This window comes from Enterobacter sp. BNK-18 (genome assembly GCF_047456135.1).
Taxonomy (GTDB): Bacteria; Pseudomonadota; Gammaproteobacteria; order Enterobacterales; family Enterobacteriaceae; genus Enterobacter; species Enterobacter ludwigii.
This window is the reverse complement of the sequence record NZ_CP179899.1, coordinates 1,343,861-1,361,951: the sequence shown is the minus strand read 5'-3', so window position 1 is coordinate 1,361,951 and position 18,091 is coordinate 1,343,861. Positions and strand designations below refer to the sequence as shown.

Below are 18,091 nucleotides of genomic sequence, written 5' to 3'. Positions count from 1 at the left end.
GCATAGTTTTACGCAATTAACAGTTGATGATTTGCCAGCAGCGTAGCCAGATCGGTCTGCACGCCGTTCAGCGTGACCAGCGTTGTGGGTGAGAACTGGCCGCCGCTACCGTCCAGGTCAACCTGGATTTCGGTATTGCTGCCGTTTTGCACCACGCGGATGTAATCGGTGATATTCCCCGCACTGCCGTCCAGCGTGGCGACCCCGTTCACATAGCTCGCTGAGCCCGTACCGGTGTAGCCGCTGCCTGAAAGCAGGTCGCGCAGGTCAATACGGTCCGTATCCGCCGTGCCTTCCCAGGTGCCTACCGTAAAGCCGTTCACCACATCACTGCCGTTACCGCCTGTGGCATTGGAGGCGTTGATCAACGTGTAGAGCAGCGTATCGTGACCGCCGCTGCCAATATTGAACGTGTCGTTACCGCCACGGCCTTCGAACTGGTTGTTACCGCTGTTGCCGGTAATGACATCGTCAAAGTCCGAGCCGTTAATGCCCTCAATGTTCAGCAGGCGTGAGGTACCAAACCCGGTGTCCTGCGCGGTAGAAAGACGCAGGTCGACGGTCACGCCGGATGTCGCATTGCGGTAGTCCACCACGTCCATCCCCCCGGTGTTACTCCAGGTGTCGTGATCCGAGTGGGTCGTCCAGCCGCCGGAACCGTTATAGGTATACGTGCCGTCCTCGGCGATAAAGGTATCGTTATACCCGGTACCGGTAAGCGTCCCGCTGTGCCCTCCGGTTGCTGCTTCGGCAGTGAGGACGTAGCCCTCTTTGCCGTTGCCGGCTTCCAGACCGCTCCAGGTGACGTTATCCGACACGCCATTGGTGATTTTCAGGATCTCGGCCGAGTAAGTTTCATTCGGATCCAGACCGTAGAAACTCACCAGTGCAGAGGTATCGTTCGAACCAATACCGGACTGGGCGTTGATGATCTGCGAGGCCACCAGTACGCCCGCCGCGTTATACAGATTGACCGTATTACCGTAGTAGGCGTTGATACCCTCACTGTCGACAATGTGCAGATGCATCGCCGTGCCGTCGGCAACGGTTTTGCTGTTTTGCACCAGCACCACTTTGCCGTTCTGCTGCGACACCAGCAGATCCTGCGCGCCGTCCCAGTTGTAATCCACGGCGGCCACACCGGTGACGTTCGCCAGTCCGGAAGCCAGCTGACTTGATGTCCAGCTTGAACCGTAACCGTTGTTGGTAAACAGGGTTGCGGTCTGCGATCCGCTGTAGGTACTGAGCTTGATGACGTCCATCTGGCCGTCAGCGTTCCAGTCCACCGCCACCGACAGATACCCTGCTGACGCGTTAGAGGCCTCAACCGCGCTCTTGGTGGTGGACAGTTTCCCGGTACCGTCGTTGTAGTAGATCACCCCGCCGTTGTTGTTGTAGCTGCTGCCCAGGTACAGATCCATGTAGCCATCGCCGTTGAAATCCGCCCACGTCATCGACGCCGCAGTGGTGGTATTCGCCACGTTTGCCACAAACACGTTAGTCAGGTTCTGACCGAGGGATAACGTCCCGTTACCGTTGTTGTTAATCACGGTAAGCGAGTACGCGCCGCTGCGGTTGGTGTGCTGAACCACATCCACGGTGCCGTCGTTATTCAGGTCGACGCCGGAGATTTCACGCATGGTGGTGAATTGTCCCCAGAATCCGGCGCCGCCATAGCTCCCATCCGGCGTGAGTACCCCCTTGTTGTTAATAAGGTAGGTAATGGAGTCCGCACCGGCATCGCCATACGCAAGGTCCAGATACCCGTCACCGGTTTTATCGTAGGCAATGACACCGCCGTACCAGATAGTGGTTCCCATGCCCAGTTGGCTGGCGTTGTAAGTGCTGCCATCGTAGGTCCACATCACCTGTGTAGACCCGCCGTAGGTGGTTTCAGTCGCAAAGATGTCCTGCGTGCCGTTACGGTCAAAATCGGCAGCGGTCTGGCTAACGGCAGGGTAGCCACGCGTATTAGTCAGCGCGTTCGCCGCGTAGGTAGAATCATCACTGCTGGAATAGGACTGTCCGTTAGCAATGATATTCCACAGGCCGCTGCTGTTCATGCCGACGGTCATGGTCGAGTTATCGCTGTTGCCCGCCGTGGTGGCCCAGCTGGTATTCACCGTGGTGGTATCAATCACCAGGCTGCCGCTCGCCGTCCCGGTGGTATTGCCGTTACCCGCGCTGCTCTTCACCTGTGCCGTTACGTTATAGCTGGCAACGCTCAGTGCATCGCTGTCCGGGATCTGCAGATACCAGGTGTTGTGATCCGGGTCGACCACCACCGCGCCGCCCGTCTGCGACGTGTAGGTTTTACCGTTCACATTCACCACCAGGTACTCGCCGTTCACCAGATCAGCGGAGACCGTTCCGCTGACAATCGGCGTGGTATCCGATGTTGTCTGCGCGGTAATTGCCGCCGTGGTGGTCGGGATACTGGTATCGACGTTCAGTACAAACCCGTCCGATTCCGTATAGTTACCGGCTTTATCGGTTACCCGCAGGATATACGTATGATTGCCATCGCTCAGGCCGTTATCCTGGAAGGACCAGCTTGCGCTACCGTTCATCGTGACCTGGCCCAGCAGGATCCCGTCACGATAAAGCTGCACAATCTCACCGTCATCCGGCGCGCGGTTCAGCGTTCCGTTGATCAGCGGCGAGCTGTCATCCGTCGCCATCGCGCTGCCAAAGGAGCCCAGACGCTCACCTTCGCCATCGGTATAGCTCACCACGGTGCCCACGGTGGTTGGCGGCGTGGTATCCACCGTCACCACCTGCGATGAGGTTGAGCCCACGTTGCCCGCCTGGTCGATAATCCGCACCTGATAGGTGTAATCACCGTCAGCCAGATCGCGGGTATCGGTGTAGCTCCAGCGCTGGTTGGTTACCGTTGCATCTGTCCAGGTATTCCCGCCGTCCAGGCTAATCTGCACGCGTTCATCATTGGCCAGCGCGCTGCCAAGCGAGCCGTTGAGCGTAAGCGTGGTGTCCATGGTGATGAAATCAGTGCCGGACTGCCCGGTATCTTCACTGATGCTGTCAATGGTGATGCCGTACTGAGGCGCGTGGGTATCAACCGTGACCGTCTGCGACGTGGTTGCCCCGACGTTACCGGCCAGATCGACCACCCGCACCTGATAGTTGTAGCTACCGTCGGTCAGGGTACGCGTGTCGTTATAGCTCCACTGTGTGCCATTCACCGTCGCGTTAACCCAGGTGGTGCCGCCATCCATACTGACCTGAACATACTCGCCCGCACCGGGTTGCGCCCCCAGCGTCCCGTTCAGGGTGTAGGACGTTGAACTGGTCAGGAAGTCGTTGTTGTCAAAGCCGGTATCCACGGTGATGTTATCCACGGTCACCGTAATCGCCGCATCCGGGGCGACCGTATCGACAGTCACCTGCTGATGGGCACTGGATCCCACGTTACCTGCGGCATCCACCACGCGCACATAATAGTCATAGGTGGCATTACCCAACGTACGGCCGTCCACGTAGTACCAGCTGTTGCCGGTGACAATCACGTTCTGCCAGGTCACGCCACCGTCGATGCTGATTTGCGCATATTCGCCGTCAGCCAGCGTCGCACCGAGCGAGCCATGCAGCGTCAGCGAGGTATCATGGGTGATAAAGTCGCTGCTGCTCAGGCCAGTGTCATCGCTGATGCTGTCAATGGCGATGGTTTTACTGGCATCGGGTGCCACGGTATCAATGGTGACCACCTGGCTGGTGGTGGCGCTGATATTGCCCGCATCGTCAATCACGCGAAGCTGATAGTTATAATCGCCGTCCGCCAGCGTGCGGGTATCAACCCAGGTCCAGCTCAGTCCGCTGACGCTGACATCCGTCCAGGTTACGCCGCCGTCGAGGCTGATCTGCGCGTGATCGCCACTCCCCAGCGCCGCACCGAGCGTCCCTTTCAGGCTGATCTGGTTATCGCTGGTGATAAAGTCGCTGCCAGACAAACCGGTATCCTGACTGACGGAATCGACCGTAATGGTCGTCGCCGCAGGCGCGGTGAGATCCACCACCACGTTCTGGCTGTCCGTTGCCCCTACGTTACCCGCGTTATCAATCACGCGGACCTGGTACTGATACGTACCGTCCGTCAGGGTGCGGTCATCGGTGTAGCGCCAGGTGGTGCCCGTGACGGCCAGGTCAATCCAGCTCGCCCCGCCGTCCACGCTGATCTGCGCTTTCTCGTTATTGCCGAGCTGCGCGGTCAATGAACCGTTAACAATAATCTGGCTGTCGTTGGTGATGAAATCACTCGCGCTCAGCCCGGTATCGTTTTGCAGGGCGTCGATACTGATCCCCATTGACGGCGCGGTCAGATCCACGGTCACGGTGTGATCGTCGCTGGCAGTGTTACCGATGGTATTACTCACCTGGGCATGGATCACATACGATCCTCCGTCTGCCAGCGCGGTCACGTCTGCACTGCCTACGGTATAGTTCCAGCTACCGTCAGCCTGCACGGTTGTGGTGTAGGTTTTGCCGTTCAGGGTGATGGTCACCGTCTGGCCCGCAGGCGCGTCGGTGGTACCACTGACCACCAGAGGGATACCATGTTCAGCGGCGCTGACGATATCGTCCTGCGCAAAGGTGTGGATAGTTATGCTCGGGACATCACCGTTTAGCGTCACGTCGTGCGTCGCGCTGCCCGAGTTACCGGCCTTATCGTTCACCGTCGCCGTTAGGGTGTAATTCCCGTCGCTCAGGCCGAGGAAATCATGCCCCGGCACAAAGACCGACCACGAGCCGTCCGCCCCCACGGTCGCCTGATAGCGGTGATCGTTGAAGGAAACCGTCACCGTCTGGCCCTGCTCCGCCGTGGTGGTGCCGCTGATGGTCTGGCCTGCCAGCTGCTCGGCGTTATTGACAATATCGTCATCCGCCACAGTGCCGATGGTTACGGTTGGCGCCACGGTATCCACCGTCAGGGTGTGAGTGGTCTGTCCGCTGTTACCCGCTTTATCGTTGACTGAAGCGGTCAGCGTCAGCGCCCCTTCATTCAGGGCCGCCAGGTCGGCGGCCGGCACATCCAGCGTCCACGTACCATCGTTCGCCACCGTTGCGCTGTAGGTTTTACCCCCCAGCGTTACGGTAACGGTCTGCCCGGCTTCCGCGCTGGTAGAACCGTGCACGGTCAGCGGCTGCTGTGCTTCTGCTGCATTTAACACGTCGTCGCCAGAGAGCGTATTCACGCCGATCACCGGCGCGGTGGTATCCACGCTGATGCCGTGCGTTGCCGACGCGCTGTTGCCCGCGCTGTCCTGGGCAGCAACGGAGACAGGATAATGTCCGCCATCGGTCAGTGCGCCCACATCAGCAGCCGGCACGGTAGTCGTCCAGGAGCCGTCACTCTGAATGGTGGCGGTGTAGCTTTTGCCGTTCAGGGTTACCGTGACCTGCGTCCCGCTGGCAAACTGCGCGCTCGAGCCGTTAATCACCAGCGAGGTGCCTGCTTCTGCCGCGTTGATCACGTCGTCGCCGGCAATGGTATTCACGGTCAGCGCCACCGAGGCCGTGTTGACCACCACATCATGGGTCTTCGTGCTGCTGTTGCCCGCACTGTCGGTAATGGTGGCGCTGAGGGTCGCAGTGCCGTCAGCCAGCGAGGAAATGACGCTGGCCGGTACGCCCACACTCCAGTTGCCGCTCGCATCCACGGTTGTCGTGTACTGATGAGACCCGACGGTAATCACCAGCCTGTCGCCGACGTTTGCACCGGTTGCACTACCGCTGACGATCTGCGCCTGCGCATGCTCCACGCTGTTGATCACATCATCAACGGCGACCGCGTTAAAGCTGATAACCGGTGGCGTGGTGTCAAGGGTAATGGCTTTATCCGCGCTGCCTGGGTTACCGGCCGCATCGCTCACGCTAACCTGTACGGTGTAGCCGTTGTCGGCCATCGCGGTCAGGTCGGCCCCGGGCACATTCACACTCCACGTGCCGCCTGCCTGAACCTGCGCGGTGTACTGCTTATCACCGAGCGTTACGGTGACCGTCTGACCCGCTTCTGCCGTGGTGGTGCCGGTGATGGCCACACCTGCAGACGCTTCGCTGGCGTTGATCACGTTGTCGCCGGCAACCGTATCAATCGTCACGGCAGGCGCGGTCGCATCGACGCTGTATTCGCGCCCTGCTGAGGCGCTGTTGCCGTTCACGTTGGTGACGCTCACCTGTACGCTGGCATCGCCGTCTTTCAGACCGGCCAGGTCAGCAGACGGTACAGTCGCCGTCCAGTTACCGCTGGTATCAACGGTGGCCGTGTAGTGCTTACCGCCAAAGGTGATGCTGACGGTCTGGTTGGCTTCCACGTTGCTGGTGGTGCCGGAAAGCAGCAGATCTGCCCCTTTCTCCGCCGCGTTAATCACATCGTCAACGGCAATGGTATCAATGCTGATGGCGACGGTCGCCAGATCAACAGTGACGTCATGGCTGATGGTCACCGGGTTGCCCGTGGTGCTTTGGCCTGCAACGGTAACGGTTACCGTTCCTGCCGGCAGCGCGCTTACATCCGCCGCCGGAATAGCCGCGTTCCAGGTCCCGTCCGCCAGTACGGACGCCGCATAGGTTTTGCCGTTCACCGTTACCGTAAGCATGGTCCCCGCCGCCAGCCCATCGCTGGAGCCGCTGACAATCAGGTTCTGACCATGCTCGATGCTGTTAATCACATCGTCGCCTGCCACGGTATCGATACGCAGGCCCGGCAGGCTGGCATCGATGGAGATATCACGCTCGCCGGAACCGGTATTGCCGTGTCCGTTGGTGACGGTGGCCGTCACGCTCAGTCCGCCGTTACCCAGCGCCGTCAGCACCTCTGAAGGCACGTTGACGGACCAGGTCAGGTCATCCTGCACCGTCGCCGTCCAGCTGTTACCGCCCATCGTAACGGTGACGGTATTACCCGCTTCGGCGTTCACCACTTTCCCGCCGATCGTCTGGCCTGCCGCCACTTCCGCTGCATTGATCACGTTGTCACCTGCCACGGTGTTGATGATGACGGTCGGCAGCGCGGTGTCGACCTGCAGGTTCGCCGTATTGCTGACGCTGTTACCCACGGTGTTCGTCGCGGTTGCGCTCAGGGTGTAGTTCGCCTCACCCAGCGCGGCCAGATCCGCTGCCGGTACCGTCAGGCTCCAGCCGCCGTCCGCCGCGGTTGTTGCGGTGTATTGTTTGCCGTTCAGGGTCACGGTAACCAGGGTACCTTCCGCAAGGTTGGCGCTGGTACCGCTGACGCTCAGATCCTGACCTTTCTCCACCGCGTTCAGCACGTTGTCGCCGCTGAGGGTACTGAAGCCCACGGAAGGCAGCCCGGTATCGACGGTCACGTTATGGGTGCCGGATCCGGTATTGCCCGCGGCATCGGTGACGCTGACGCTGACCGTCACTGTGCCATCCTGCAGCGCGGAAATCACGTTCGCCGGAACACCCACGCTCCAGTTACCCGCGGCGTCCAGCACGGTGGTGTAGGTCTGGCTGCCAACGGTCACGGTGACTTTATCGCCCGCCGCCGCGCCGGTGGCAGAGCCGCTGACGATCTGCGCCTGCGCATGCTCAGCCACGTTAATCACGTCGTCGCCCGCCACGGTGTTGATGGTCACGACCGGCACCGTCACGTCGACCGTCAGGTTGTGAGCCACCGAGGCCGGGTTACCCGCCTTGTCACTGACGGCGGCCGTCACGGTCACGCTGCCGTCCGTGAGCGCCGCCAGGTCGGCTGCCGGAACGTCCAGCGTCCAGTTGCCGTCTGCGCCCACGGTGGTGGTGTAGTCCTTCCCGTTCAGGCTCACGGTGACCGTCTGGCCCGCTTCGGCGGTGCTGGTACCGGACACCGTCAGGTCAGCTTTCGCTTCGGTCGCATTCAGTATGTCGTCAGCCGCCAGGGTGTTAATCGTTACGGACGGCGCAGTGGTATCCACGCTGTACTCGCGGCCCGCAGACGCGCTGTTGCCGTTCACGTTGGTGACGCTCACCTGCACGCTGGCATCGCCCTCTTTCAGGCCGGCCAGGTCAGCAGACGGTACGGTATAAGTCCAGTTACCGCTGGCATCGACAGTGGTGGTATAGATTTTACCGCCCATGGCGAGGGAGACGGTCTGTCCGGCTTCCACGTTGGTGGTCGCACCTGACAGCACCAGATCGGTCCCTTTTTCTGCCGCGTTAATCACGTCGTCGGTAGCGATGGCGTTAATGCTGATCGCCACGGTCGCCAGATCCACCGTCACGTCGTGGCTGATGGTCATCGGGTTGCCCGTCGGGCTATCGCCGGTAACGGTAATTTTCACGGTGCCTTCCGGCCACGCGCTGACGTCTGCGGCCGGCACGGCTGCGTTCCAGGTCCCGTCCGCCAGTACGGACGCCGCATAGGTTTTGCCGTTCACGGTGACGGTCAGTGTCGTGCCCGCTGCCAGCCCATCGCTGGAGCCGCTGACAATCAGGTTCTGACCATGCTCGATGCTGTTAATCACATCGTCACCTGCCACGGTATCGACACGCAGGCCCGGCAGGCTGGCGTCAATGGTGATATCGCGTTCGCCGGAACCGGTATTGCCGTGTCCGTTGGTGACGGTGGCCGTCACGCTCAGTCCGCCGTTACCCAGCGCCGTCAGCACCTCTGAAGGCACGTTGACGGACCAGGTCAGGTCATCCTGCACCGTCGCCGTCCAGCTGTTACCGCCCATCGTAACGGTGACGGTATTACCCGCTTCGGCGTTCACCACTTTCCCGCCGATCGTCTGGCCTGCCGCCACTTCCGCTGCATTGATCACGTTGTCACCTGCCACGGTGTTGATGATGACGGTCGGCAGCGCGGTGTCGACCTGCAGGTTCGCCGTATTGCTGACGCTGTTACCCACGGTGTTCGTCGCGGTTGCGCTCAGGGTGTAGTTCGCCTCACCCAGCGCGGCCAGATCCGCTGCCGGTACCGTCAGGCTCCAGCCGCCGTCCGCCGCGGTTGTTGCGGTGTATTGTTTGCCGTTCAGGGTCACGGTAACCAGGGTACCTTCCGCAAGGTTGGCGCTGGTACCGCTGACGCTCAGATCCTGACCTTTCTCCACCGCGTTCAGCACGTTGTCGCCGCTGAGGGTACTGAAGCCCACGGAAGGCAGCCCGGTATCGACGGTCACGTTATGGGTGCCGGATCCGGTATTGCCCGCGGCATCGGTGACGCTGACGCTGACCGTCACTGTGCCATCCTGCAGCGCGGAAATCACGTTCGCCGGAACACCCACGCTCCAGTTACCCGCGGCGTCCAGCACGGTGGTGTAGGTCTGGCTGCCAACGGTCACGGTGACTTTATCGCCCGCCGCCGCGCCGGTGGCAGAGCCGCTGACGATCTGCGCCTGCGCATGCTCAGCCACGTTAATCACGTCGTCGCCCGCCACGGTGTTGATGGTCACGACCGGCACCGTCACGTCGACCGTCAGGTTGTGAGCCACCGAGGCCGGGTTACCCGCCTTGTCACTGACGGCGGCCGTCACGGTCACGCTGCCGTCCGTGAGCGCCGCCAGGTCGGCTGCCGGAACGTCCAGCGTCCAGTTGCCGTCTGCGCCCACGGTGGTGGTGTAGTCCTTCCCGTTCAGGCTCACGGTGACCGTCTGGCCCGCTTCGGCGGTGCTGGTACCGGACACCGTCAGGTCAGCTTTCGCTTCGGTCGCATTCAGTATGTCGTCAGCCGCCAGGGTGTTAATCGTTACGGACGGCGCAGTGGTATCCACGCTGTACTCGCGGCCCGCAGACGCGCTGTTGCCGTTCACGTTGGTGACGCTCACCTGCACGCTGGCATCGCCCTCTTTCAGGCCGGCCAGGTCAGCAGACGGTACCGTCGCCGTCCATTTGCCGTCAGCATCCACCGACGCCGTATAGGTTTTACCGCCGAAGAGGATGCTGACGGTCTGATTCTCCTCCACGTTGGAGGTGGTGCCAGAGAGCACCAGGTCCGCGCCCTTCTCAGCCGCGTTAATCACATCATCCGTGGCAATGGCGTCAATCCCGATGGCGACCGCCGCAAGGTCCACCGTCACATTGTGGCTAATAGACACCGGCGTACCGGCGCTGTTCTGCCCCTCAACGCTGACCGCTACCGTGCCTGCCGCCAGCGCGCCAACATCGGCCGCCGGAATAGCCGCACTCCAGGTGCCGTCAGCCAGCACGGTGGCCGGATAGGTTTTATTATTTACCGTTACGGTCAGTGCGGTCCCTGCCGCCAGTCCTTCGCTGGTGCCGGTCACGATCAGGTTCTGACCATGCTCGATGCTATTGATCACATCGTCACCCGCCACGGTATCCACGCGCAGGCCCGGCAGGCTGGCGTCGATGGTGATATCGCGCTCGCCGGAGCCGCTGTTGCCCACGCCGTTAGTCACGCTGGCGGTGACGGTCAGTTCGCCGTTACCCAGTGCGGTTAACACGGACTGCGGTACGTTGACGGACCAGGTCAGGTCATCCTGCACCGTTGCGGTCAGGGTGTTACCGCCGAGGGTCACGGTGACGGTGTTGCCCGCTTCGGCATTCACCACGGTACCGCTGAGAGTCTGGCCGGTCGCCAGCTCCGCGGTATTGATAATATCGTCGCCAGCCACGGTGTTGATGGTGACACCCGGCAGGACATACTCCACGTTCACGGTGTGAGTCACGCTGGTACTGTTGCCAACAGCATCGGTAGCAGACGCCGTGAGGGTGTAGATCGCTTCACCCAGTGCGCCGACCTGATCCGCCGGAACGGTAGCCGTCCACAGCCCGTTATCATCCACCGTCGCGCTGTAGGCTTTGCCGTTCAGCATCACGGTGACGAGCGCGCCCGCCGCCAGACCTGACGCGGTGCCGGTGAGGGTGAGATCCTGCGTTTTCTCGGTGCTATTGATGACATCGTCGTCTGAAACGGTGTCAATGGTCAGCACCGGAGCGGTAAGGTTGACGGCCACGTCGTGCGTCGCACTGTTGCTGTTACCCGCTTTATCGGTCAGGGTCGCGGTGATGCTGTGATCCCCGGCGGCCAGAGCATTGACGTCGGCCGCAGGCACTCCCACGCTCCAGTTGCCCGCAGCATCCAGCGTGGCGGTGTAAGATTTATTATTGATGGTGACGGTGACCACATCACCCGCTGCCGCGCCGGTGACAGACCCGGTGACAATCAACGCCTGCGCGTGCTCAACGCTGTTGATGACGTCGTCATCCGAAACGGTGTGAATGGTCAACTGTGGCACCGTGGTATCCACCAGCACGTCACGATCCACCGAGGCCGGGTTACCCGCTTTGTCGGATACCGCCGCGGTGATGGTGTAGTTTCCGTCGATAATGCCGCTCAGGTCGGTTGACGGTACGCTCAGGCTCCAGCTGCCATCCGCCTGCACGGTGGTGGTGTAATCCTTGCCGTTCAGCGTCACGGTCACGGTCTGACCCGCTTCCGCGTTTGTAATGCCGTTAACCACCAAATCCTGCTGCGCTTCAGACGCATTAATGATGTTGTTGTCGCTGACAATGTCGATAGAGACCGTCGGCGCGGTCGTATCCACGCTGTATTCACGGCCCGCTGACGCGCTGTTACCGTTCACGTTGGTAACGCTAACCTGCACGCTGGCATCGCCCTCCTTCAGGCTGCCTAAATCAGCAGAAGGCACGGTAGCGGTCCAGTTACCGCTGGCATCCACGGTCGCGGTGTAAGACTTGCCGCCGAAGGTGATATACACGGTCTGGTTGGCTTCGACGTGGGTGGTGGTACCCGACAGGACCAGGTCCGTGCCTTTTTCCGCCGCGTTGATCACGTCGTCGGTGGCAATCGCGTTGACGCTGATCGCCACCGCGGCCAGATCGACCGTGACGTCATGCGCGATCGTCACCGGGTTTCCTGCGGTGCTCTGACCCTCAACGGTTACCGTCACCTTGCCTGCGCTCAGCGCGCTGACGTCGGCGGCCGGGATCGCTGCCGTCCAGGTCCCGTCTGCCAGAACCGTCGCCGCATAGGTTTTACCATTGACGGTCACCGTCAACGCAGTACCTGTTTTCAGCCCATCACTGGAGCCGCTAATAATCAGGTTTTGACCATGCTCGATGCTGTTAATCACATCGTCGCCCGCCACGGTATCGACCCGCAGACCCGGCAGGTTGGCATCAATGGTGATGTCGCGGCTGCCGGAGCCAGTATTGCCGTGACCGTTAGTGACGCTTGCCGTCACGGTCAAATCGCCGTTGCCAATGGCCTTTAAGACTTCAGGCGGCACATTGACCGACCAGCTCAGATCATCCTCAACGGTGGCGGTCCAGGTGTTGCCCCCCATTGAAATCGTGACAGTGTCACCACTTGCGGCACCGCTGACTTTTCCGCTCAGGGTCTGTCCCGCAGTCACTTCCGCCGCATTGATGACATCATCAATGGCGACAGCGTTAACGGTCACCACCGGTAGCGCACTGTCGACAAGTGCCTGATGGCTGGTGCTCGCGCTGTTGCCTGCGGTATCGGTCACGCTCGCGGTAACGGTGTAGTTCGCTTCGCCCAGCGCCGAGACGTTTGCTGCCGGTACCGTCACGCTCCAGTTGCCGCTGGCGTCAGTCGTGGCAGTGTAGTTAATGCCATTCAGGGTCACGACGATCGTGGTGCCGTCCGGCTGGTTGCTGGTGCCGGAGAGTTGCAGATCTTCGCCTTTCTCGATGGCATTGATCACATCATCGCCCGCAACGGTATTGATAGCGATAACCGGAGCGGTCAGGGAAACCGCAATCTCATGCGTCTGTGTGGTGCTGTTGCCCGCTTTGTCGGTGAGGGTCGCAGACATCGTATGGTCGCCATTGCCCAGCGCGCCCACGTCAGCCGCCGGAATACCCATACTCCAGTTGCCGGACGCGTCCAGCATTGCGCTGTAATTTTTACCGTTCAGCGTCACGGTGATCACGTCGCCTGCCTGTGCCCCGGTGACTGTGCCAGAAACGATCAGCGCCTGACCGTGTTCAGCAATATTCAAAATGTCATCACCGGCAACGGTGTTGAAGGTGATCTGCGGCACGGTGGTGTCCACCAGCACAGACGCATCCGTGCTGGCCGGGTTACCGGCTTTATCCGACACGGTCGCCGTAACGACGGCTGTGCCGTCGGTGATACCGGCCAGATCGGCTGCCGGCACGTCAAGCGTCCAGCTGCCGTCAGCCTGTACCTGTGCGGTGTATTGATTGCCATTAAAGGTCACCGTGACCGTCTGCCCCGCTTCGGCAGTCGAGGTGCCGCTCAGGGTGAGATCCTGTGCCGCCTCTGCCGCATTGAGCATGTTGTCGTGACTGACCGTATTGATGGTGACCGCCGGCGCAGTGGTATCGACGCTGAATTCGTGTGACGAAGACGCCGGGTTGCCATTCACGTTGCTCACGCTCACCTGAACGCGGGCATCGCCCTCTTTCAGGCCGCTTACATCCGCAGCCGGAACGGTGTAAGCCCAGTTGCCATTCGCATCCACGGTGGTGGTGTAGCTTTTGCCACCAAAGGTGACCGTCACCGTCTGACCGGCTTCGATCCCAGACGTGGTGCCCGAGAGCGCCAGATCGTGTCCCTTCTCTGCCGCATTGAGCACGTTATCAGGGGTCACGCTGTTAACGCTTATCGCGACCGGGGCGAGATCGACATCCACCACGGTCCCGATATTCACCGGGTTGGCGGAAGCATCCTGTGCGCGGGCTGTAATGTTGAGAGGACCGTCCGGCCACTGGCTGACATCCGCCGCAGGCACAGCCGCTTTCCAGGTTCCATCGGCCAGGACCGTGGCGACGTACTCAATGTTGTTAATGGTCACGGTAACGGTGCTGCCCGCTGCCAGATCGGTGCTGGTACCGGAAACAATGAGATTCTGCCCGTGCTCGATGATATTGATAACATCGTCGCCCGCCACGGTATCAATACGCAGACCAGGCAACTGGGCGTCGATGGTGAAGTCCAGCGCGGCAGAACCGGTGTTTCCGTGCGCATTCGTCACGCTGGCCGTAACCGTCAACTCACCGTTACCGAGCGCGGTTAACTGGCTCTGGGTTAACGGCAGGCTCCAGGTAAGATCGTCCTGCACCGCAACGGTATACGTCTGGCCGCCCAGGGTAAGGGTGACAATGTCGCCTGCCGCCGCGTTGGCGACTTTCCCCGTCAGGGTCTGGCCTGCCGCCAGTTCCGCCGCGTTGATGATGTTATCGCCCGCCAGCGTGTTGAGCGTGACCACCGGCAGCGAGCTGTCTACCAGCACATCATGCGTGGCCGACGCGCTATTACCCACACTGTCCGTGACGCTCGCCGTCACCGTGTAGTGCGCCTCGCCCAGCGCGCTTACTGCGGAGGCCGGTACGGTAACACGCCAGTTACCGCTGGCATCCGTAATGGCGGTGTAGTGAATGCCATTCAGGGCCACGGTGATCGGGGTGCCTTCTGGCTGGTTGCTGGTTCCGGAAAGCAGCAGGTTTTCGCCTTTTTCGGTGGCGTTAATCACGTCGTCCGCCGCCAGAGTGTGAATACCTATCTCCGGCGTCACGGTATTAACCACCACCTCCAGCGTGCTGCTGCCGGTGTTGCCAGATTGATCGGTCACAGAGACCGTAATCGTCCAGGTTCCGTCCGCCAGGCCCTGTACCACAGACGCAGGCAGGCCGAGGCTCCAGTTGCCCGCCGCATCCACCACGGTGGTGTAATCCACGTTATTGATGGTCACCGTGACCCAATCACCCGCTGCCGCTCCGGTCACGGAGCCGCTGAGGACCTGCGCCTGGGTATGGGCAAGCTGGTTAATGGTATTGGTATCGGTGACAAAATCGTTAATGGTCACCTGCGGTACGGTGGCATCCACCAGCCCGACGCGATCCGTGCTGCTGCTGTTACCTGCCACATCGCTCACGGTTGCCGTTACCGTGACGGTGCCATCGGCCAGTGCGCCGACGTCCGCGGCAGGTACTGTCAGTTGCCAGCTACCGTCATGTTGAACGGTGGTCTGGTAGGTTTTACCGTTCAGCGCGACGGTGACCGTCTGGCCCGCTTCCGCCGTGCTGCTACCGCTTAACACGACATCCTGCTGTGCTTCGGCGGCACTGATGATGTTGTCATCGGTCAGATTATTGATCGTGATGTCCGGAGGCAGCGTATCGACCGTCACCACGCGCGACGCATCGGCGCTGTTGCCGTTAACGTTCGTCACGCTGACGCTCACCTGCGCGCGGCCGTCAATCAACGTTTCCATGGCGCTGGCCGGTACGGTCAGGCTCCAGGAGCCGTCCTGCTGCACCTGCGCGGTATAGGTCCGATCGGCGAATTTCACCACCACAGTCTGCCCGGCTTCCACGCCCTGCGTCTGGCCAGAGAGCGTGAGATCGCTGCCTTTTTCCGCCGCGTTCAGCCGGTCATCACCGGAGATGACATCAACAGTCACCGCCACGGCGTTCAGGTCGAGTTCGATCGGATGTTCAGCGGCAACGGCATTGCCCCACGCATCTTCTGCACTGACGTGCACCGCGATATGGCCCGGCGTCCAGGACTGGAGGTCGCTCGCCGGGACACCAATCTGCCAGCCACCGGTGGCGTTGACCACGGTGACATAATCGACGTTATTGATGGTGACGGTGATCTGCGTGCCTGCGGCCAGATGGCTGCTGGAGCCGGTCACGGTAAGATCCTGATGCTGCTCAATGGCATTGATCACGTCATCACCGGAAAGGGTGTTGACGCGCAGACCCGGCAGCGCCGCGTTGATATTGATATCGCGCTCGCCGCTGCCCGTATTGCCGTGGCTGTTGGTGACTGACGCGGTAATGGTCAGGTCGCCGTCGCCGAATGCCTTGAGATCCGCAGACGGGATAGTGAGGTTCCAGGTCAGATCGCTACCCACGGTGGCGCTGTAATGCTTGCCGCCAACGGAAACAGACACCGTATCCCCTGCCGCTGCACCCGTGACACGACCGCTGATCGTTTGATCGGCGGCCACTTCGGCGTTATTCACCCGGTTGTCGCCGGCAAAGGTATTAATGACCACCTGTGGCAACACGGTATCAACCAGCAGTGTGGCCTCTGCTGAGCCGCTGTTGCCCACGCTGTCGGTACCGCTGACGCTGACGGTGTACAGCGTGTTCGCCAGTTGCAGGACGTCGGAAACCGGTACCTGAACTGACCAGTTCCCGTTCTCGACAACGGTTTGATAATTGACGTTGTTCAGCGTCACGGTGATGGCGCTGCCGTCTGGCAGCGTGCTGGTGCCGGTCAGACTCAGCGGCTGCATAGCCTCCTGAGCATTGAGAACGTTATCCTGGCTGATGGCATGAACGGTAAATTCCGGTGGGTTACCGCTCAGCGTAATGCCGTGTGTGGCGCTGCCGGTATTGCCCGCGGCATCGGTAACGGAAACCGTAATGTTGTGGTTGCCTTCTCCCAGCAAGCCCACCACAGACGCAGGCACACCCACGCTCCAGCTGCCGTCCGCCTGCACCACACCGGTGAAGGTCTGACCGCCAACGGTTACGCTCACGACATCCCCTGCTGCGGCGCCGCTCGCCGTACCGGAAATAATCTGCGCCTGGCCCTGCTCGCTGGTATTGAGGATATTGTCGTCAGCAACGGTGTTAATCGTCACGACCGGGGCGGCGGTATCCACGGTGAAATCGACGGTCGTGGAAGATCCGTTCCCCGCTTTATCGCTGACGTTCACCGTTAGCGTATGGTCGCCATTCGCCAGCGATTGCACCTCGCTGGCGGGAAGCGTAACGGACCACGTGCCGTTGCTCCCCACCGTGGCGGTATGATTTTTCCCGTTGAGCGTTACCGTCACAATCTGGCCGGCTTCCGCATCGGTTTTACCGGTGAGCGTCAGCGCCTGGTTGTGCTCAGCCGCGTTGATGATGTTGTCCTGCGCAATCGTATCAACAGAAAGCGCTGGCGCGTTGGTATCCACACCTATCGTCTGGCTGCCGCTCACGGTATTGCCCGCGGCGTCTTTACCGCTGACGTTCACCGTCCAGGTGCCGTCACCCAGCGCCTGTGCATCCGCGGCAGGCACGTTCACACTCCATGCGCCGCCGGCCCCCACTTCCGCCGTGTAGGTTTTGCCGTTCAGCGTGACGGTAAGCCCGGTTCCCTGCGCCAGATTTTTGCTGGTGCCGGACAGCGTAAAGCCAGCGGAGTGTTCGCTGGCATTGATCACGTTGTCACCGGCCGTTGTCCCCAGCGTGATGCTGGCGTCAGCGGTAGAAATTGTGACGGTAATGCTGCCCGCCTGCGTCGTTTTGCTCCCGTCGATTTGCACGACAGACCAGGTATGTTCGCCGTCAGCCTGAGTCGGGAGTTTTACGGTCCAGGTACCCTCTTTCCCGACCATGGTGCTGGCAATGGTGCTTCCGCTGCTGTCTTTAACCTGAATGGTCGCGCCCGGCTGCCCGGTACCGCTAAAGGTTGGGGTGTTGTCGTCCGTGATCGCTTTTCCACTCAGCACACCCTGCTTATCACCCGCGTTGTCCGTCAGCAAAAAGGTCGGCGTCGCGCTTTCAACATCTTTGGTGTTGTCGATGACTTTGGTTTTGGTTTCGCCGTCACTCCCGTGCGCCAGCAGTGCGCCAATGGCACCGCCGCCCAACGCAGCGCCTGCAATCCATCCCCATGGCGCGTCATTGAGAACGCTTCCCTGCTCAAGGAAAGGCTCAATGCTGGCAACCGGCGTAGCCTGCGCGGTTAACTCGGTAACAGCAACGCCAGACGCTTCCCCGGCATCGGCAAAAGAAATATGCGTCAGTTCCTGCTGATCGTTGAAGACCAGTTCTGATTGATTATGGGTCTGTGGATCTTCAACAAAATAGTTATTGCAGCGAATAACGCTGCCGTCTTTCATATAAATAAGCAGGTCTTTACCCTGGCGAACATAACGCACAACATCCTGAGCAGAACCCTGAATTTCAATCACACTCGGCGAAGAAATAGAAACCGACAAATTACCATCTCCGGTTAATTTCGTTTTCTCGGCCGTTTTGCGAATGATGACATCAACAATTTTTACGTTACTCATTTTCCTCTCCTTGCAGGTGTCCGGATTCCTGTGGATATGTCCACCAAATGGATGTAGCTATCCCTGGGAAAAAGCAC

The 18,091-nt window shown here is 60.6% G+C and carries 1 protein-coding gene; it reads right to left on the bottom strand.

The genetic code is table 11. The features are described from left to right. Positions 1-8 precede the first annotated feature (8 nt). Positions 9-18,014 (bottom strand): Ig-like domain-containing protein, encoded by an 18,006-nt coding sequence (locus ACMGG3_RS06490; protein WP_414149712.1) that lies wholly within the window; start codon positions 18,012-18,014, stop codon positions 9-11. Between the last annotated feature and the right edge of the window lie 77 nt (positions 18,015-18,091).